This is a genomic window from Microbispora sp. H11081 (assembly GCF_012999535.1).
Classification (GTDB): Bacteria; Actinomycetota; Actinomycetes; order Streptosporangiales; family Streptosporangiaceae; genus Microbispora.
Map to the genome: position 1 here is coordinate 331,070 of NZ_JABBWV010000001.1, position 16,957 is coordinate 348,026.

Genomic DNA, 16,957 nt, shown 5'->3' on the forward strand with positions numbered 1-16,957 from the left:
ATGAACGCCGAACCCAGCGGTTTCCGTGCGGGCTTCGCCTGCTTCGTCGGCAGGCCCAACGTCGGCAAGTCGACGCTGATGAACGCCCTGGTGGGCGCCAAGGTGGCGATCACCTCGTCGAAGCCGCAGACGACGCGGCGGGCCATCCGCGGCATCGTCCACCGGCCGGACGCCCAGTTGGTGATCGTGGACACCCCCGGTTTCCACCGTCCCCGCACGCTGCTGGGGGAGCGGCTCGACAGCCTGGTGCTGTCCACGCTCACAGAGGTCGACGTGATCGGGTTCTGCGTCCCCGCCAACGAGCCGATCGGCAAGGGCGACCGGTTCATCGCCGAGAAGCTCGCGGCGGTCAAGAAGACCCCGGTGGTGGCGGTCGTCACCAAGTGCGACCTGGCCACCCGCGAGCAGATCGCGCACCAGCTTCTTGCGGTGTCCGCGCTGGCCGACTTCGCGGAGATCGTCCCGGTGTCCGGGCAGAGCGGCGAGCAGCTCGACGTCCTCACCCGCGTGCTCGTCGAGCGGCTGCCCGAGTCGCCCCCGCTGTACGCGGGAGGGGAGCTGACCGACGAGCCGGAGCAGGTGCTGGTCGCCGAGCTGATCAGGGAGGCCGCGCTGGAGGGCGTGCGGGACGAGCTGCCCCACTCGATCGCGGTGGTCGTCGAGGAGATGAACCCCCGGGAGGGCCGTGACGACCTCCTCGACGTGTACGCCCACATGTTCGTCGAGCGCCCCTCGCAGAAGGCGATCGTGATCGGCCCCGGCGGCGCGCGGCTCAAGGACGTGGGCACCCGCGCCCGGCAGCAGATCGAGGCGCTGCTCGGCACCCGGATCTACCTCGACCTGCGGGTGAAGGTCGCCAAGGAGTGGCAGCGCGACCCCAAGCAGCTGCGGCGGCTCGGCTTCTACGACTGACGGGTCACCGGCGGCGCAGCAGCGCGGCGGAGGCCAGCACGGCCAGCGCGACCGAGGCCAGCAGGCCGGCGAACCAGCCGTACTGGATCGTGGGATGCACCCGCAGCAGCCCGGAGACCTGGAAGTCGAGCCGGCCCACGAGGTCGTGCGGGTCGGCGAGGAACATGGCCAGCGCGAAGGCCGCCACCGCGCCGGGCAGGATCGCCAGCCCCGTGAACAGCCAGCTCCGCGCCGCGCCGAGCACGCCGAGCACCATGGCGGTGATCCCGGCGCCCAGCACGAACCAGCCGGAGCCCGCGTCGACCCCGCGCACGGCGTGTGTGAGGGACGCGTCGAGGATGCCGAACTCGGCGGTGAGGCCGGCCCAGGGGAGCAGGGCGGTCACGGCCAGCGCGAACCCCGCGGCGACGACGCCGGCGGCCCGCAGGGCGCCGGCCACGCTGGTGTCTCGCCGCGGCCTGCCGGGATGCTGCGTGGGTTCCGACACGATCACCAGGCTACGGCGCGGGGCGGCGGGTTTCAGCCCCCCGCGACCGACTGCCGGTGCGGCGGCGGCCTATCCGGCGACCTTCCTGACGACCTTCGCGACGGCCTACGCGACGGTGGACGGCCCGGCTGTGGCGGCGTCCGGTGCGACGTCCGGCGGCCCGCATGGCGGCCCGGGTGGCGGGTCGGGTGGTGTGCCGGGCGGCGGGAGGGAGGCCGCGGCCTCCTCGCCGCGCCGCAGCCGCTCCCTGAGCTCGACGGCGTCCGCGCCGAGCGCGGAGACCTGCACGCCTGGACCGGCCAGGGGCAGCGCCGCCCAGCCGTCCCCCACGAAGGCCCGCCGCTCCCGCTTGGCGTCCGGTTCGTCGGGCGGGGCCCAGGCCGGGCCCGCGAGGAGAGTCGAGCCGACGCATCGGGCGTCCCCGTAGACGGCCGGGCTGCCGTCCACCGCCTCCTCGCCGACCAGGAGATCCTGGCGGAGCAGCGGGCGTCCGGCCACGGTGGCGTCGAACCGCGCGTGGCCGCGTCCCGGCCGTTCGCCGTGCCGCCCGAACACGATCTCCTCCCGCCAGAAGACCGTGGCGTCCTCGGCGAGCGAGAGCCGTACGACGAGACGGTGCGCGCATCCGGCGGCGAGGATCGTCGGCTCGGGGGTGAAGCGCAGGGCGGCGCCCGCCCCGACCCGCGCCCGTACGACCATGACCGAGGGGGTGTCCGCGAGACCGGGCAGCACCAGCGTGGCGGCCACCGAGCGGACCTCCAGCGAGGTGCCGGGGGCGACGTCCACGGCGAGGTCGAGGCGGTCGCCGCGCAGCGGGCCCGCGCCCGTCGAGACGAGGTGGACCCGCCGTGGGCCGGTCTGCCGCAACGTCAGCGGCGGGTCGGAGCGGAGCGTCTCCAGCCGGGTGCGGCCTCCGCTCGCCGCCTCCGTGCGGATCAGCGCCCGCGCCGTGACGGCGCCGGATGCCATGTCAGGGAGCCGTGGCCGTGTGGGGGCTGGGGGCGGAGTGGTGATGCGGCTCCCCGTGCTGATGCAGCCAGACGTCGACCATGGTCGTCACCCACTCGGCGACGGTGCGCGCGCCCCTGTCCTCCCTGATCGACGTGAACAGCACCGGCTTGCCGTCCCGTACGGCCGCCGCGTCGCGGGACATCACGGTCAGGTCGGCGCCGACCATCGGCGCGAGGTCGGTCTTGTTGACCACGAGCAGGTCGGCCGAGGTGACCCCGGGCCCGCCCTTGCGCGGCACCTTGTCGCCGCCCGACACGTCCAGCACGAAAATCTGCCGGTCGGCCAGGCCCCGGCTGAAGGTGGCGGTGAGGTTGTCGCCGCCGCTCTCGACGATGACGAGGTCGAGCGGCCCGAACCGCTCCTCCAGCGTCTCGACGGCGTCCAGGTTGGCCGCGATGTCGTCGCGGATGGCGGTGTGCGGGCAGCATCCGGTCTGCACGGCGAGGATGCGGTCGGGGTCGACGACCCCCGCGCGGCGCAGGAAGTCGGCGTCCTCGGTGGTGTAGATGTCGTTGGTCACGACCCCCAGCCGCAGGGTCGGCCCGAGTGTCCGGCACAGCGCCGCCACCAGGGCGGTCTTGCCGCTTCCGACGGGCCCGCCGATGCCGAGGCGGAGCGCCCGCCCGTGCGGCTCCGCCGGGTCGTGCACGTCGTCGTGGTGAGCGCCCATGGTGAACCTCGTCTTTCTCGTCGTTGGCGGGATGGGAGGTCAGGAGACGAAGAGCTTCGCGGGGTTGGTCAGGTGCCCCTCGGCCAGGAGGTCGAGCGCGGGCGCGCTGTGCCCGGGCAGCGCCCGCCACCCCGCCTGCCATGTGCCGCCGCGCTCGCCCGGGTTCGCGCCGAATTCAGCGCCGAATTCAGCGCCGAATTCCTGGCCGAGCTCAGCGCCGGGATCCTCGTCCGGCCCTTCGTCCGGCTGCTTGTCCGGCCCGTTGTCCGGCCCGTTGTCCGGCCCGTTGTCCGGCCCGTTGTCCGGCCCGTTGTCCGGCCCGTTGTCCGGCTCTGTGCCGAGCGGGACGGCGCCGGTGAGCGGCGCGCAGGCGGCGTGGGCCGTCTCGTCCAGGGCGGGCGCGAGGTCGGCGAGCAGGCGATGGACGGCGACGGGGTCGAGCCCGAGTAGCCGCACGGCGGCGGTGGCCGGGCCGGTGATCGAGGCGTAGGCGGCGGCCAGCGCGGCCTGGAGGGGCTCGCAGCCCGCGGACGCCGCCGCCGCGCCGAGCGCGACGGAGTGGTGCGGGCCCTCGGGCACCGCTCGCACCAGCGCGTCCAGCGCGGCCGACGGCCACATCCGGCGGGCGGTGCGCAGCAGAAGCCGCCCCTGGGTGCGGGAGGACTCGCGCTGCGCGGGCGATGCGGTCCTGGCGTCGGCCTCGGCGTCCAGCAGCCGCCACACCGCCGCCGGTTCGCCCGTGAGGCCGTCGGTGCCGCCGGTGCCGTCGGCGGAGCCTCCGGGCGGCCGGGCCGCGCGATCCCGTCCCCCCGAGGTCCCAGTGCCGGTCTCCGCGCCGGTCTCCGCGCCGGTCTCCGCGCCGGTATCCGTGCCCGTCTGCGTGCCCGTCTGGGTGCCGGTTTCCAGGACGAGCTCGGCGACGGCCAGTTCGCACGCGGCGGCGGCGAGCGCGGCGGCGACGAGGCCGGAGGTGGCGAGCCTGCCGCGCAGGAACCGCGCCAGGTCGCCGGTGCCGGTGATGGCGCCCCGCCGTACGGCCTCCTCCACGCCGCCCGAGTGGGCGTGCCCGCCCGCCGGCAGCCTGGAGTCGGCCAGCAGCAGCAGCGCCGCGTCCCCCTTCACGCCGGACATCAGAAGAGGAAGTAGCGCTGCGCCATCGGCAGCGACTCGGCCGGGGCGGGCTCGATCAGCTCGCCGTCCACGTGCACGGCGAAGGTGTCGGGATCCACCCTGATGTCCGGCAGCGCGTCGTTGAGCGGCATCGCGTCCTTGCGCCTGGCGCGGACGTCGGCCACCGGGGCCAGCCGCCTGCGGACGGCCAGGCGGTCGGCAAGGCCGTCCTCCAGCGCGAGCGGCGCCACGAAGTGCAGCGAGGTCGCGGCGGCGGTGACCGGGGCCGCGCCGAACATGGGACGGGGCAGCACGGGCTGCGGCGTCGGGATCGACGCGTTCGCGTCGCCCATCTGGGCGTAGGCGATGACGCCGCCCTTGACGACGAGGTCGGGCTTGACCCCGAAGAAGGCCGGGCTCCACAGCACGAGGTCGGCGAGCTTGCCGGGCTCCACCGAGCCGATCTCCGCGTCCAGGCCGTGGGCGATCGCCGGGTTGATCGTGTACTTGGCCACGTACCTGCGGGCGCGGAGGTTGTCCGCGGGACCGTCGCCCGGCAGCGCGCCGCGGCGGCGCTTCATCACGTGCGCCGTCTGCCACGTGCGGATCACGGTCTCGCCGACCCGGCCCATGGCCTGGGAGTCCGAGCCGATCATCGAGATCGCGCCCATGTCGTGCAGGACGTCCTCGGCCGCCATCGTCGTCGGCCTGATCCGCGACTCGGCGAAGGCCAGGTCCTCGGGGATGGAGGGGTTGAGGTGGTGGCACACCATGAGCATGTCCAGGTGCTCGTGGTGGGTGTTGACGGTGTGCGGCCTGGTCGGGTTCGTGGACGAGGGCAGCACGTTGGCGTGGGAGGCCACCGTGATGATGTCGGGGGCGTGACCGCCTCCCGCGCCCTCGGTGTGGTAGGCGTGGATGGCCCTGCCGCCGATGGCCCGCAGGGTCGACTCCACGAAGCCGGCCTCGTTCAGCGTGTCGGTGTGGATGGCGACCTGCACCCCGGTGGCGTCGCAGACCCGCAGGCAGGCGTCGATCGCGGCGGGGGTGGTGCCCCAGTCCTCGTGCAGCTTGAAGCCGGAGGCCCCGGCCCTGAGCTGTTCGAGCAACCCTTCCTCGCTGACCGTGTTGCCCTTGCCGAGCAGGGCCACGTTCACCGGGTAGGAGTCCAGGGACTCCAGCATCCGGCCGAGGTACCAGGTCCCGGTCACGGTGGTGGCCTTCGTGCCCTCGGCGGGGCCGGTGCCGCCGCCGATGACGGTGGTCACGCCGGAGGCGAGCGCCTCGTCGAGGATCTGCGGGCAGATCAGGTGCACGTGGGAGTCGACCGCGCCCGCGGTGACGATCTTGCCGTTGGCTGCGAGGATCTCGGTGGACGGGCCGATGACGAGGTCGGGGTGGACGCCGTCCATGGTGTCGGGGTTGCCGGCCTTGCCGATGGCGGCGATCCGGCCGTCGCGGACGCCGATGTCGGCCTTGACCACGCCCCAGTGGTCGAGGATCACCGCGCCGGTGATGACCAGGTCGGCCGCGCCCTCGGCCCGCGTGGTGCGCGCCTGTCCCATCGACTCGCGGATGACCTTGCCGCCGCCGAACACCGCCTCGTCGCCCGCTCCCGCGGGTCCCATCGACAGGTCCTCGGTCACCTCGACGTACAGGTCGGTGTCGGCCAGGCGCACCCGGTCGCCTGTGGTGGGGCCGTACAGCGCGGCGTAGCGGGCGCGCTCGACGCTAGACATCGGTCCTCCCGTCGAGGGGCCCGGCCCATTCGGGGCGCAGTCCGGGTACGACACGGTTCCCCGCGAGCGGGACCAGCGTGACGTCACGCTCAACTCCGGGCTCGAACCTGATCGCGGTGCCCGCCGGGATGTCGAGGCGGGTGCCCCAGGCCGCCTCCCGGTCGAACTCCAGGCCGGGGTTGGCGGCGGCGAAGTGGTAGTGCGACCCGACCTGCACCGGCCGGTCGGCGGTGTTGACGACTCTCAGGGTGATCCGCTCTCTGCCGGGGTTCAGCGGCACGTCGCCTTCGCCGCACAGGATCTCGCCCGGCACGCCCGCGCCGGTCATGTGATCGGGTTGTGGACGGTGACGAGCTTGGTGCCGTCGGGAAAGGTGGCCTCGATCTGGACCGACTCCAGCATCTCGGGCACGCCCTCCATGACGTCCGCGCGCCGCAGGACCTTGCGGCCGGCGTCCATCAGGTCGGCGACGCTCCGGCCGTCACGGGCGCCCTCCAGGAGGAAGGACGCGATGAGAGCCGTCGCCTCCGGATGGTTGAGGCGAAGGCCGCGCTCCTTGCGCTCGCGGGCCACGCCCGCGGCGACGTGGATGAGGAGCCGTTCCTGTTCGTGTGGAGTGAGCCGCATGGCGGGACGATAAGTACCCGGCGTTTCCCCGGCGTTACCCAGGGATTTCGTACGCGTATCCCACCGGCGGTGAGCCCTCGCTAATGAGTTGTTAACGCACGGGATTTCGGCGGGAAATACCGCGCGCCCACCTTGACGGCAGACGGATCGGCGCGGGGGCCGTAGTGGCAAGGAGAGATAATTGCGGAACTCATTATGGCGTGCCGGAGCGGCGTTCGCTCTGGCGACCGCGACGCTCACGGCATGTGGCGGACAATCCTCGACAACTGGAACATCCGAAGCATCTGGTGGCTCGGACACCATCAAGGTCGGGCTCCTGCATTCCCTCAGCGGCACGATGGCCATCAGCGAGGTCACGGTCAGGGACGCGGAACTGCTCGCGATCGAGGAGATCAACGCGGCCGGCGGCGTGCTCGGCAAGAAACTGGAGCCCGTCGTCGAGGACGGCGCGTCCGACTGGCCGACGTTCGCGGAGAAGGCCACCAAGCTCATCGCCCAGGACAAGGTCGCGACCGTCTTCGGCGGCTGGACGTCGGCGAGCCGCAAGGCGATGCTCCCCGTCTTCGAGAAGCGCAAGGCGCTGCTGTGGTATCCGGTCCAGTACGAGGGCCTGGAAAGCTCGCCGTACATCTTCTACACGGGCGCGACGACCAACCAGCAGATCGTCCCCGGCCTCGACTACCTCAAGGAACAGGGAAAGAAGAAGCTTTTCCTCGTCGGCAGCGACTACGTCTTCCCCCGGACCGCGAACAAAATCATCAAGGCGTACGCCGCGGCGAACGGAATGGAGGTGCTCGGCGAGGAGTACACCCCGCTCGGGCACACCGAGTACAGCACGCTGGTCAACAAGGTCGTCGAGGCGAAGCCGGACGCGGTGTTCAACACGCTGAACGGCGACAGCAACGTCGCGTTCTTCAAGCAGCTCAAGAGCGCGGGGATCGGCGCCGACAAGATGCCGGTCATGTCGGTCTCCGTGGCCGAGGAGGAGGTCAAGGGCATCGGGATCGACAACGTCGCCGGGCACCTCGTGGCCTGGAACTACTACCAGACGACCGAGACCCCGGAGAACGAGAAGTTCGTCGCCGCGTTCAAGGCGAAGTATGGCGCGGACAAGGTGACCTCCGACCCGATGGAGGCCGGCTACAACGCCGTCCACCTGTGGGCCGAGGCCGTGAAGAAGGCCGGGAGCACCGACGTGGAGGCCGTCAAGAAGGCCGCGGGCGGAGTGTCCTTGGACCGCCCCGAGGGCAAGGTCACCATCGACGGCGAGAACCAGCACGTCTACAAGACCGCGCGCATCGGGGTCATCCAGCCGGACGGTCAGATCAAGGAGGTCTGGAACTCCGGTGAGCCGATCAAGCCGGATCCCTACCTCAAGACGTACGCCTGGGCCGGCGGCCTGGTCTGACGGGCCGAAATGGAGGGAATGGTCAACCAGCTGCCGATCGGGCTGTCGATCGGAGCGGTCCTGCTGCTCATCGCCCTCGGGCTGACGTTCACCTTCGGGCAGATGGGCGTGATCAACATGGCCCACGGCGAGTTCATCATGGCGGGGGCCTACACCGCCTATCTGCTCCAGGGCGTGGGCTTCCTGGTCGCCCTCCCGGTCGCCTTCGTGGTGGCCGGGGTCATGGGCCTCATCCTGGAGCGCACCCTGATCAGGCGCTTCTACGGCCGCCCGCTGGACACGCTGCTGCTCACCTGGGGTGTCAGCCTCATCCTCCAGCAACTGGCCCGTGACCTGTTCGGGGCGCCCAACGTGCAGGTCGCCTCGCCCGAGTGGCTGCGCGGCGGCCTCGGGATCCTGCCCTACAACCGGCTGTTCATCATGGGACTCGCCGCGGCGTCGGTGGTCGGGATCTGGGCGTACATGAACAGGACAGGACAGGGACGGCGGATGCGGGCGGTGATGCAGAACAGGAGGCTCGCGGCCACGAGCGGCATCGACACCGGACGGGTCGACCAGCGGACGTTCTTCATCGGCTCCGGCCTCGCCGGAGTCGCGGGGGTCGCGCTCACGCTGATCGGGCCGGTCGGCCCGACGCTCGGGACGTACTACATCGTGGACGCGTTCCTCGTGGTCGTCGCGGGCGGCCTCGGCCAGTTGCGCGGCGCGGTGCTGGCCGCGATCGGCCTCGGCCTGCTGAACTCCTACGCCGAGTTCTGGAGCGACGCCAGCCTCGCCAAGGTGGCGGTGCTCGTGGCGATCATCGGCTTCCTGCAGATCCGGCCGCAGGGGCTGTTCTTCGTCCGATCGCGGGCACTCACATGACCGCCCTCCCGGTCTCGCGCCGGGTCCTGTCCGGACGGTGGCAGGGCCCGGCGGCCTTCACGGCGGTGGCGGTGCTCGCCCTCGTGGTGGCGCCGCTGCTCCTGGAGCCGTTCCGCCTCGGCCTGCTGGCCAAGTATCTCTGCTACGCGATCGTCGCGCTGGGCATCGGCCTCGCGTGGGGGCAGGGCGGCATGCTCACGCTCGGGCAGGGGGTGTTCTTCGGCCTCGGCGGCTACGCGATGGGCATGTATCTCAAGCTCAACGACGCCGGGGGAGACCTGCCCGACTTCATGGTCTGGAGCGGGGTCGAGAAGCTGCCCGCGCTGTGGAAGCCGTTCGGCAACCCCGTCTTCGCGCTCGCCATGGTCGTCGTCCTGCCGGTCGCGGTCGCGCTGCTGCTCGGCGTGCTGGTGTTCCGCCAGCGCGTACGGGGGGCGTACTTCGCGATCCTCACCCAGGCGCTCGCGGCGGCGCTGGTGATCCTGCTGGTCGGGCAGCAGGGGCTGACCGGCGGCACGAACGGCCTGACCAACTTCTTCGACTTCTTCGGCCGCGACGTGGCGGCCGACGAGACCCAGCGGGGCCTCTACCTGCTGGTGGCGGTCGTCCTCGGGGCGCTCTACCTGGGCGCCAGGCAACTCGTCCGCAGCCGGTTCGGGCGGTTGCTGCTCGCCGTCAGGGACGGCGAGGACCGGGTGCGCTTCCTCGGGTACGACCCCGCCACCGTGAAGACGCTGACCTTCGCCGTCTCGGCGGGCATGGCCGGCATCGCGGGGGCGCTGTTCGTGCCCGTGGTCGGCATCATCTCGCCGGCCCTGCTCGGGGTCGTGCCCTCGCTCGAACTCGTCGTCGCGGTGGCCGTCGGCGGCCGGTTCGCGCTGGCCGGCGCGGTGCTCGGCGCGGTGGTGATGGGCTACGCGCGCACCTACTTCAGCGAGGAGCTCCCCGACGCCTGGCTGTACCTGCAGGGCGCGCTGTTCGTGCTGGTCATGACGCTGGCGCCCAAGGGCATCGCGGGCCTTGCCGCCGCCGTCGTACGCAGAAGGGAGGCGAGGGCGTGACCGAGCCGCTCTTGGAGATCCGCGGGCTGGAGGTCGCCTTCGGCGGCTTCCGGGCGCTCGACGGGGTGGACCTGTCCGTCGGCCGGGGCGAACTGCGCTTCCTGATCGGGCCGAACGGCGCGGGGAAGACCACGCTCATCGACGTGATCACGGGCCTGACGAAGCCAACCGCGGGCACGGTGCGGTTCGAGGGGCAGGACCTCGCGGGCCGCAGGGAGCACGAGATCGTCCGGCTCGGCGTGGGCCGGACCTTCCAGACCTCGGTGGTCTTCGAGGAGCTCACCGTGCTGGAGAACCTGGACCTCGCGGCGTCGTTCCGCCGCCCCCTGTGGTCGCTGCTGCGGCGCAGGCGCGGGGTGTCGGAGGAGGTGGCGGCGGCGCTGGAGACCACCGGCCTCGACGCGCTGGCCGGCAGCAGGGCCGGGGTGCTCTCCCACGGGCAGCGGCAGTGGCTGGAGATCGGCATGCTGATCGTCCAGCGGCCGCGGCTGCTGCTGCTCGACGAGCCGGTCGCCGGGATGTCGTCCGGCGAGCGTGAGCGCACCGGCGAGCTGCTCACCGAGGTCGCCCGCGACCACACCGTGGTCGTGGTGGAGCACGACATGGACTTCCTGCGCCGTTACGCCTCCCAGGTCACCGTCCTGCACGAGGGCAAGGTGCTGACGGAGGGCTCGGTGGAGCAGGTGCGGGCCGACCCGCGCGTGCAGGAGATCTACTTGGGACGGGCGCGGGAGGATGCCGAGGATGTTGTCGGTTGAGGGACTGGAGTCGGGGTACGGCCGGGCCCGGGTGCTCTTCGGCGTCTCGCTGGAGGTGCCCGCCGGGAGCCTCGTCTGCGTGATGGGCCGCAACGGGGTCGGCAAGACGACCCTGCTCGACACCGTGATGGGCGTGCTGCCCGCGACCGGCGGGACGGTGCGGTTCGAGGACAAGGACGTCACCCGGCTGCGCCCTGACCAGCGCGTACGGCTCGGCATGGGCTACGTGCCGCAGGGGCACGACACCTTCCCCCAGCTCACCGTGATGGACAACCTCCTGGTCACGCTGGAGGCGTCCGCGCATCGTGAGCACGCGGCGCTGGAGGAGGCCCTGGAGGTCTTCCCCCGGCTCAAGCCGCTGCTTAAACGCCCGGCGGGCTTCCTGTCCGGCGGTCAGCAGCAGCAGCTCGCGATCGCCCGCGCCCTCGTCACCCGGCCGAAGCTGCTGATCCTGGACGAGCCGACCGAGGGCATCCAGCCCTCGATCATCCTGGAGATCGAGGAGGCGATCGAACGGCTGCACGCGACCGGTCTCGCGATCCTGCTGGTGGAGCAGTATCTCGACCTCGCGCTGCGACTGGCCGACGGGTTCGTGATCCTCGACGCCGGGCGGGTGGTCAGGTCGGGCCCCGCGCGGGAGCTTCAGGACGAGGAGGTCCACCGGCTGTTGTCGGTCTGAGCCCGGAGCTTACGCTGGAGGGGAGGAAGCGATCGCACGTGTGAACGCCTTCGGCCGTGCCGGAGGCTCCGCACCGCCCACGCGGTGAGGGCCCGTCCGGACCCGGCATTGCGCACGGCCCGACCGCTTCCTCCGCTGTCTCCCGCCTCGCATGTCCGAGGCGCCGGTCACCCACCGAGGCCGGTTTCGGTCCGGGCACGCCGGAGATGGCCGAGTATCACCCTGACGACCAGTTCGGGCCGGTCCCTGTGGATCTGATGCCCCGCATGCTCCGCGACGACGTGCTCGGCGTTCGAGGACAGGCGGGCCAGGTCGGCCTGGAGCGGAGACCAGACGGAATAGAAGCGGCGCTGTTCCGCGATCGCCCCGATGTCGGCTCCCGGCGGTTCGTCGGGACTGGAAGAGATGACCGTGAGCGGGATCGACCCCAAGCTCGGCGCTCGGCGGCGTACTTGCCAGGGATTGACGGTGATCGCGGCCGCCGCCTCACACAGCTCCGCGCGGCGTTGCCGGTCGCCGAGGTCGAAGGCGATCCTGGTGGAGAGGAGCTTCGACGGCAGGCGCCGGGCTTCGGCTTCGCGGCGGACGCGGTTGCTCCATCCCACGTCGAAGGCCAGGCGTCGAAGCCCCAGTGGCGTCAGGCGTGAGCGCACCATTTCTCGGGTGATGGCGCCTCTCGTCCCGTGCAGCAGGCGGATCTGCTCAGGATGGCTGGAATCGACAAGGACGACCGCTGCCACGACACCGGGCCTTTCGGCCGCGAACAGCCGGACGACGTTGCCCCCGGCCGAATGCCCTACCAGAACGTACGGCGGAGCGATCCCCGCCTCGTCCAGTGCGCGTCGCAGGTCGCGAGCGGCTCCCAGCGCCGTTCCCGCACACGGAGACGGGTCGCTCCACCCGAGACCGGCGCGGTCGTAGAGGACGACCGACGACTCCGCCGCCAGTTCGGGTAACAGGGCGGCCCAGTTCAAACCCGGCTCCCCCAGTCCCGGCACGATGACGACGGTCGGCGAGCCCGTGCCCGCGGTCCACAGATGGATCCGGCGGCCGCCGACGTCGACCGTCCGTCCTGGGGGAGGAAACCGGCGCCGATCACGCCGGGCTCCGTAAGCCTGGTACACGGCGCTCAGGGCGGCACCGGCGATCGCTCCCGCGACGAGCCCGGTCAGGGTCTTGACGATGATCCCCCTGCTGCCGACTCGGCAGGGGCCTCGGCGCCGGTCAGGTGTTGGCAGCGCAGATCTCATCGCCGGCCCGCGCCCGTGGTCAGATGTCGAGCTGCCACTGGTGCCAGGTGTCGAAGACCTCGAACCCCAGCGCCTCGTTGATCGCGAGCATGTGCGGGTTCTCCACCGAGTTCCACGTGATCACCCGCTCGATCGACGACTCGCAGGCGCGGAACCAGGTGAGGTTGGCGAGCTTCAGCACCAGCCCGAGCCGGCGGCCGCGGTGCGGGGCGAGGACCGTGGTCGCGCCCTGGCGGGCCCATCCCTCCGGGCGCTCCGCGTCCACCACCAGCTGGGTGAACCCCGCGGGCTCCCCACTGGCGGTGTGCCGTGCGATCACGGTGTAGGTCCGCTGGCCCGCCCGCCCGAGCATCTCCTCGCGTGCGCGCACGCGCTCGGGGGTCCACCGCTCGTCCTCCATCGCGAGGTCGCCCAGCGGATGGTCGTTCATGCCCTCCGTCAGGCGGGCCATGTCGCCGAGCAGGTCGTCGGGGGTCGGCCCGGCCCACCGTTCGAGTGAGTAGCCCGTGGCGTGCCGTGTGGCCCGGCCACGGAGGAGTTCGAGGCCCGACCAGTCGGCCGTGCGCAGGTCGAGCACCAGCCGGGTCTCGGTGGAGGCCGGGGAGAAGCCGCGGGCCTTGGCGAAGGCCGTGCCCGGTCCGTCCGACGGCGCCTCGGCGATCAGCACGCTTCTGCCCAGGTCGCGCACCCGGCCGATCGCGTGGTCCAGCAGCGCGCCGCCGACCCCCGCACGCCGCCGCGAAGGATGCGTCATCAGCCGGAGCATGGCCAGGTGGGTGTTGTCGTCCTGCGGAAGGTGGAGGATGTGGCCGCCGACGACCCGGTCGCCGTCGCGCGCCGCCCACGCCTCGGCCCGCTCGCCGCCGGATCCGCTTCGTACGCTCGCCGCGAAGTGCCGCCACGACATCGCGGGCCCCGCGTCGTCGCAGGCCCGCGACACGGCGTAAAGACCGGCCAGAAGTGAGTGACCGTCCGGATCGTCTTCCTCCTGCGCCGTGGGGGCGACGCGCGTCATCTGCATGCCGACAAGAATTCCCTACATCCTGTCAGGACGCGACCGATTTTTCACATCGTGGAACAGTGGGAGTGAGGGCCTACTGGACGTAGTTCTCGACCTCGTCGGCCGGCCGGGGGGACGCGTGGTCGGGGTCCTCGCCCGCGTCGCGCCGGGCCCGGCGCTGGCGCAGCAGGTCCCAGCAGCGGTCGAGTTGCTCCTCCAGCGAGGCGATCCTGCCGTGCTCCTCCTCGGAGGTCACCTCGCCGGCGACCAGTCGTTCGCGCAGCGAGTGCTCCTCGTCGACCAGTTCGCTGATCCGCCTGAGGATGTCGTTGTCCTTCATGCGGCCTCCTTCACGTCACGGCTCACCCTAACCCGCCGGCTCGTCTCGCAATGTGATCGGGTGTCTCTCGCGGTGGAGGGCGTCTGCTAGTCTGCTTGGCATGCTGCGCGGACTCCTTCTTATCCGCCGCGGCGAGGGCCTGTAAGAGGCCGGCTCCCTCGCCGCGGTGCGAGAGTCATGCGCGTCGGCCGCCCTGGTTTTCTTCCAACGGCGCCCCCTTTTCCCAGTGAGACGACGGCAACGTCGTGCCCGGGGCTCGCCGTGCGCCCGACAATGCGCGCCCGACAAGGAGCATCCAATGAATGAGCAGCAGCCCAGCCCGATGCCGTTCCATCGCTACACGCCGTTCGAGCCCGTACGGCTGGCCGACCGCACCTGGCCCGGCAAGGTCATCACCAAGGCTCCCCGCTGGTGCGCGGTGGACCTGCGCGACGGCAACCAGGCGCTGATCGACCCGATGGACGCCGACCGCAAGCTGAAGATGTTCGACCAGCTGGTCCGGATGGGCTACAAGGAGATCGAGGTCGGCTTCCCCGCCGCGTCGCAGACCGACTACGACTTCGTCCGCCAGATCATCGAAGAGGAGCGCATCCCCTCCGACGTGGTCATCCAGGTGCTGACGCAGGCCAGGCCCGAGCTGATCGAGCGGACCTTCGAGTCGCTGCGCGGCGCCCGTCAGGCGATCGTCCACCTGTACAACTCCACCTCCACCCTGCAGCGCCGGGTCGTGTTCGGCCAGGACAGGGACGGCATCACCGCCATCGCCGTCGAGGGCGCCAAGCTGTGCAAGAAGCTGGCGGCCGAGATCGAGGGCACGGAGATCTACTTCCAGTACTCGCCCGAGTCCTTCACCGGCACCGAGCTGGAGTACGCCGTCGAGGTGTGCAACGCCGTCAACGACGTGTGGCAGCCCACCCCCGACCGCAAGGTGATCCTCAACCTGCCGGCGACGGTCGAGATGGCCACCCCGAACGTGTACGCCGACCAGATCGAGTGGATGCACCGCAACCTGGCGTACCGGGACTCGGTCGTGCTGTCCCTGCACCCGCACAACGACCGCGGCACCGCCGTCGCCGCCGCCGAGCTGGGCTACATGGCGGGCGCCGACCGCATCGAGGGCTGCCTGTTCGGCAACGGCGAGCGGACCGGCAACGTCTGCCTGGTGACGCTGGGCATGAACCTGTTCTCCCAGGGCGTCGACCCGGAGATCGACTTCTCCGACATGGACGAGATCCGGCGCGTGGTCGAGCACTGCAACCAGCTGCCCGTGCACCCCCGCCACCCGTGGGGCGGCGAGCTGGTCTACACGGCCTTCTCCGGCTCCCACCAGGACGCCATCAAGAAGGGCCTGGAGCACCTGGAGCGCGACGCGGAGGCCGCGGGCGTGCCGGTCGACGAGTTCACCTGGGCCGTGCCGTACCTGCCGATCGACCCCAAGGACATCGGCCGCACGTACGAGGCCGTGATCCGCGTGAACAGCCAGTCGGGCAAGGGCGGCGTCGCCTACATCATGAAGGCCGACCACCAGCTCGACCTGCCGCGCCGGCTGCAGATCGAGTTCTCCCGCGTCATCCAGGCGCGTACGGACGCCGAGGGCGGCGAGGTGACCGCCGCCGAGATGTGGGAGCGGTTCTCCGACGAGTACCTGCCCAGCGCGGCGAGCCCCTGGGGGCGGCTGGGCCTGCTGGCCCACCGGCACAGTTCCGCGGTGGACGACAAGGACGCGATCAGCGCCGACGTGCGGATCGACGGCCAGATCCGGGAGATCCACGGCGTCGGCAACGGCCCCATCTCGGCCTTCTGCGACGCGCTGGAGAGCGTCGGAGTGCCGGTGCGGGTCCTCGACTACACCGAGCACGCGATGAGCGCGGGCGCCGACGCCAAGGCCGCGTCGTACGTGGAGTGCGAGGTCGGCGGGCCGGAGGGCACGAAGGTCCTGTGGGGCGTGGGCATCGACGCCAACACGACGACCGCCTCGCTCAAGGCCATCATCTCGGCCGTCAACCGCGCCACCCGCCCCTGACGCCCCCCCACACCCAACCCCCCGTGATCTTGTAGTTTGTCGCAGTGATGTGGCATGACCTGCGCCTTCACTGTTCGTGATCTTGCAGAAAATCGCAAGACTACGCCCTGACCTGCCCAAAAGGCATCCGTGATCATGCGATAGGCGGCACCCGGGAGATCCCCGTCTGCCGCCTTTCGCATGTCCTGAGGTTTCCGGCCGGGCGTACATCGCCGCATGAGGTCCCCATGCCGCTGGGATGGTACGCATGCGGTTCGCTTGTGTACCGCCGGCTTCCTTCGTGGACCTGGTTCGGTTAGCCTGTGTACGTGGAGGATGAGGTCGTCAGCGTCGGCGTCCGGGAGTTGCGTGACCGGCTCGCGCACTATCTGGAGCTGGTCCAGGCGGGCAACACGGTCGAGATCACGGAGAGGGGCCGACCTGTGGCGCAGCTCACCGCACTGCCGCACGATCGTGTCGTCACCGAGAGGCTCGTGGCGGAGGGCCGCATGACGCTGCCCGAGGTGGAGATCGACTGGACCGCCTGGCACGCGATGCCCGCGGAACCCGGACAGCCGCTGCCCAGCGAGGTGCTGGCGGAGCTCAGAGCGGACGAGCGTTGATCTATTTGGACTCTTCCGCGCTGGTCAAGCTGGTCGTCAGGGAAGAGGAGACGGCGGCGCTCGAAGGGTGGCTGGCGGCACAGGCCAGGCCGGTCGCCACCTGTGAGCTGGCCAGGACCGAGGTGGTCCGGGCGGTGCGGTCCGCCGGACCCGAGGCGGTCACACGGGCGAGAGCGTTGCTGTCGCGGCTGAGAACGCTGCCCGTGGACACACGGCTTCTCGACACGGCCGCCGAGATCGGGCCCTCCGGGCTGCGGACTCTCGACGCGCTGCACCTGTCCGCCGCGGGAGTGCTGGAGCGGGCTCTCGACTGGTTCGTGGCCTACGACAAGCGGTTGCTCGCGGCGGCCGGGGAGGCGGGCCTTCCCACCGCAGCCCCCGGTTCGGACTGGTCCGGCTCATGACGGCGAAGCCTG

General features: G+C 71.3%; 19 protein-coding genes. 9 read left to right on the top strand and 10 right to left on the bottom strand.

Going from position 1 to position 16,957, the window contains the following annotated elements:
* Complete coding sequence (gene era, locus HHX31_RS01375; protein WP_169944268.1) at positions 1–912, top strand: GTPase Era; 912 nt, start codon at positions 1–3, stop codon at positions 910–912.
* Between the two features lie 4 nt (positions 913–916).
* Here era and HHX31_RS01380 read toward each other — a convergent pair whose 3' ends face one another.
* The 7 genes from HHX31_RS01380 to HHX31_RS01415 form a co-directional block, all read right to left on the bottom strand.
* Positions 917–1,399 carry a hypothetical protein gene (locus HHX31_RS01380; RefSeq protein ID WP_169944270.1) on the bottom strand — a complete coding sequence of 161 codons (483 nt, stop codon included), beginning with the start codon at positions 1,397–1,399 and terminating at the stop codon, positions 917–919.
* Positions 1,400–1,504: 105 nt separating this feature from the next.
* The gene (locus HHX31_RS01385) at positions 1,505–2,368 is read right to left on the bottom strand and encodes an urease accessory protein UreD (protein WP_169944272.1); all 864 of its coding nucleotides are present in this window, start codon (positions 2,366–2,368) and stop codon (positions 1,505–1,507) included.
* A gap of 1 nt (position 2,369) precedes the next feature.
* On the bottom strand, positions 2,370–3,080 hold the full coding sequence (ureG, locus tag HHX31_RS01390) for an urease accessory protein UreG (RefSeq protein ID WP_169944275.1): 711 nt from the start codon (positions 3,078–3,080) through the stop codon (positions 2,370–2,372).
* A gap of 39 nt (positions 3,081–3,119) precedes the next feature.
* Positions 3,120–4,211: an urease accessory protein UreF gene (locus HHX31_RS33465; protein ID WP_249345329.1), complete on the bottom strand. Its 1,092-nt coding sequence runs from the start codon at positions 4,209–4,211 to the stop codon at positions 3,120–3,122.
* The gene (locus HHX31_RS01405; RefSeq protein ID WP_169944277.1) at positions 4,211–5,929 is read right to left on the bottom strand and encodes an urease subunit alpha; all 1,719 of its coding nucleotides are present in this window, start codon (positions 5,927–5,929) and stop codon (positions 4,211–4,213) included. Before HHX31_RS01405 ends, HHX31_RS33465 begins: the two co-directional genes overlap by 1 nt.
* Positions 5,922–6,257, bottom strand: a complete 336-nt coding sequence (locus tag HHX31_RS01410; protein WP_169944279.1) for an urease subunit beta — start codon at positions 6,255–6,257, stop codon at positions 5,922–5,924. The genes HHX31_RS01405 and HHX31_RS01410 overlap by 8 nt, the downstream gene beginning before the upstream one ends.
* The gene (locus tag HHX31_RS01415; RefSeq protein WP_169944281.1) at positions 6,254–6,556 is read right to left on the bottom strand and encodes an urease subunit gamma; all 303 of its coding nucleotides are present in this window, start codon (positions 6,554–6,556) and stop codon (positions 6,254–6,256) included. Before HHX31_RS01415 ends, HHX31_RS01410 begins: the two co-directional genes overlap by 4 nt.
* A gap of 220 nt (positions 6,557–6,776) precedes the next feature.
* Here HHX31_RS01415 and urtA point away from each other — a divergent pair, with 220 nt between their 5' ends.
* Genes urtA through urtE form a run of 5 tightly spaced genes read left to right on the top strand, consistent with a single transcriptional unit; the run spans position 6,777 to position 11,326 of the window.
* Entirely contained in the window at positions 6,777–7,964 is a 1,188-nt protein-coding gene (urtA, locus tag HHX31_RS01420; RefSeq protein ID WP_211589240.1) for an urea ABC transporter substrate-binding protein, read from the top strand.
* Between the two features lie 9 nt (positions 7,965–7,973).
* Positions 7,974–8,828 carry an urea ABC transporter permease subunit UrtB gene (gene urtB, locus HHX31_RS01425; protein WP_169944285.1) on the top strand — a complete coding sequence of 285 codons (855 nt, stop codon included), beginning with the start codon at positions 7,974–7,976 and terminating at the stop codon, positions 8,826–8,828.
* Positions 8,825–9,889, top strand: a complete 1,065-nt coding sequence (gene urtC, locus HHX31_RS01430; protein WP_169944286.1) for an urea ABC transporter permease subunit UrtC — start codon at positions 8,825–8,827, stop codon at positions 9,887–9,889. The genes urtB and urtC overlap by 4 nt, the downstream gene beginning before the upstream one ends.
* Entirely contained in the window at positions 9,886–10,647 is a 762-nt protein-coding gene (urtD, locus tag HHX31_RS01435; protein WP_169944288.1) for an urea ABC transporter ATP-binding protein UrtD, read from the top strand. Before urtC ends, urtD begins: the two co-directional genes overlap by 4 nt.
* The gene (gene urtE, locus HHX31_RS01440) at positions 10,634–11,326 is read left to right on the top strand and encodes an urea ABC transporter ATP-binding subunit UrtE (RefSeq protein WP_169944290.1); all 693 of its coding nucleotides are present in this window, start codon (positions 10,634–10,636) and stop codon (positions 11,324–11,326) included. The genes urtD and urtE overlap by 14 nt, the downstream gene beginning before the upstream one ends.
* Positions 11,327–11,493: 167 nt before the next feature.
* Here the strand turns inward: urtE and HHX31_RS01445 are convergent, their stop codons facing one another.
* From HHX31_RS01445 to HHX31_RS01455, 3 genes are all read right to left on the bottom strand, one after another.
* On the bottom strand, positions 11,494–12,576 hold the full coding sequence (locus HHX31_RS01445; protein ID WP_249345333.1) for an alpha/beta fold hydrolase: 1,083 nt from the start codon (positions 12,574–12,576) through the stop codon (positions 11,494–11,496).
* Positions 12,577–12,595: 19 nt separating this feature from the next.
* Positions 12,596–13,597: a GNAT family N-acetyltransferase gene (locus HHX31_RS01450; RefSeq protein WP_169944294.1), complete on the bottom strand. Its 1,002-nt coding sequence runs from the start codon at positions 13,595–13,597 to the stop codon at positions 12,596–12,598.
* Positions 13,598–13,670: 73 nt separating this feature from the next.
* Positions 13,671–13,916 (bottom strand): DUF2630 family protein, encoded by a 246-nt coding sequence (locus HHX31_RS01455; protein WP_169944296.1) that lies wholly within the window; start codon positions 13,914–13,916, stop codon positions 13,671–13,673.
* Between the two features lie 298 nt (positions 13,917–14,214).
* Here HHX31_RS01455 and leuA point away from each other — a divergent pair, with 298 nt between their 5' ends.
* The 3 genes from leuA to HHX31_RS01470 all read left to right on the top strand — a co-directional run bounded on the left by leuA (position 14,215) and on the right by HHX31_RS01470 (position 16,945).
* Positions 14,215–15,939 (top strand): 2-isopropylmalate synthase, encoded by a 1,725-nt coding sequence (gene leuA / locus HHX31_RS01460; protein WP_169944298.1) that lies wholly within the window; start codon positions 14,215–14,217, stop codon positions 15,937–15,939.
* 308 nt (positions 15,940–16,247) lie between these two features.
* Entirely contained in the window at positions 16,248–16,541 is a 294-nt protein-coding gene (locus HHX31_RS01465) for a type II toxin-antitoxin system Phd/YefM family antitoxin (protein ID WP_169944300.1), read from the top strand.
* 5 nt (positions 16,542–16,546) lie between these two features.
* The gene (locus HHX31_RS01470) at positions 16,547–16,945 is read left to right on the top strand and encodes a type II toxin-antitoxin system VapC family toxin (RefSeq protein WP_211589148.1); all 399 of its coding nucleotides are present in this window, start codon (positions 16,547–16,549) and stop codon (positions 16,943–16,945) included.
* Positions 16,946–16,957 lie beyond the last annotated feature (12 nt).

What these genes read in the sequence shown, in the direction of transcription:
- HHX31_RS01450 (WP_169944294.1), bottom strand. Translation starts at nt 13,597, where the DNA reads ATGCAGATGACGCGCGTCGCCCCCACGGCGCAGGAGGAAGACGATCCG.
- HHX31_RS33465 (WP_249345329.1), bottom strand. Translation starts at nt 4,211, where the DNA reads ATGTCCGGCGTGAAGGGGGACGCGGCGCTGCTGCTGCTGGCCGACTCC.
- HHX31_RS01405 (WP_169944277.1), bottom strand. Translation starts at nt 5,929, where the DNA reads ATGTCTAGCGTCGAGCGCGCCCGCTACGCCGCGCTGTACGGCCCCACC.
- urtB (WP_169944285.1), top strand. Translation starts at nt 7,974, where the DNA reads ATGGAGGGAATGGTCAACCAGCTGCCGATCGGGCTGTCGATCGGAGCG.
- ureG (WP_169944275.1), bottom strand. Translation starts at nt 3,080, where the DNA reads ATGGGCGCTCACCACGACGACGTGCACGACCCGGCGGAGCCGCACGGG.
- HHX31_RS01385 (WP_169944272.1), bottom strand. Translation starts at nt 2,368, where the DNA reads ATGGCATCCGGCGCCGTCACGGCGCGGGCGCTGATCCGCACGGAGGCG.
- urtE (WP_169944290.1), top strand. Translation starts at nt 10,634, where the DNA reads ATGTTGTCGGTTGAGGGACTGGAGTCGGGGTACGGCCGGGCCCGGGTG.
- HHX31_RS01445 (WP_249345333.1), bottom strand. Translation starts at nt 12,576, where the DNA reads ATGAGATCTGCGCTGCCAACACCTGACCGGCGCCGAGGCCCCTGCCGA.
- era (WP_169944268.1), top strand. Translation starts at nt 1, where the DNA reads ATGAACGCCGAACCCAGCGGTTTCCGTGCGGGCTTCGCCTGCTTCGTC.
- HHX31_RS01415 (WP_169944281.1), bottom strand. Translation starts at nt 6,556, where the DNA reads ATGCGGCTCACTCCACACGAACAGGAACGGCTCCTCATCCACGTCGCC.
- urtC (WP_169944286.1), top strand. Translation starts at nt 8,825, where the DNA reads ATGACCGCCCTCCCGGTCTCGCGCCGGGTCCTGTCCGGACGGTGGCAG.
- leuA (WP_169944298.1), top strand. Translation starts at nt 14,215, where the DNA reads ATGAATGAGCAGCAGCCCAGCCCGATGCCGTTCCATCGCTACACGCCG.
- HHX31_RS01410 (WP_169944279.1), bottom strand. Translation starts at nt 6,257, where the DNA reads ATGACCGGCGCGGGCGTGCCGGGCGAGATCCTGTGCGGCGAAGGCGAC.
- HHX31_RS01455 (WP_169944296.1), bottom strand. Translation starts at nt 13,916, where the DNA reads ATGAAGGACAACGACATCCTCAGGCGGATCAGCGAACTGGTCGACGAG.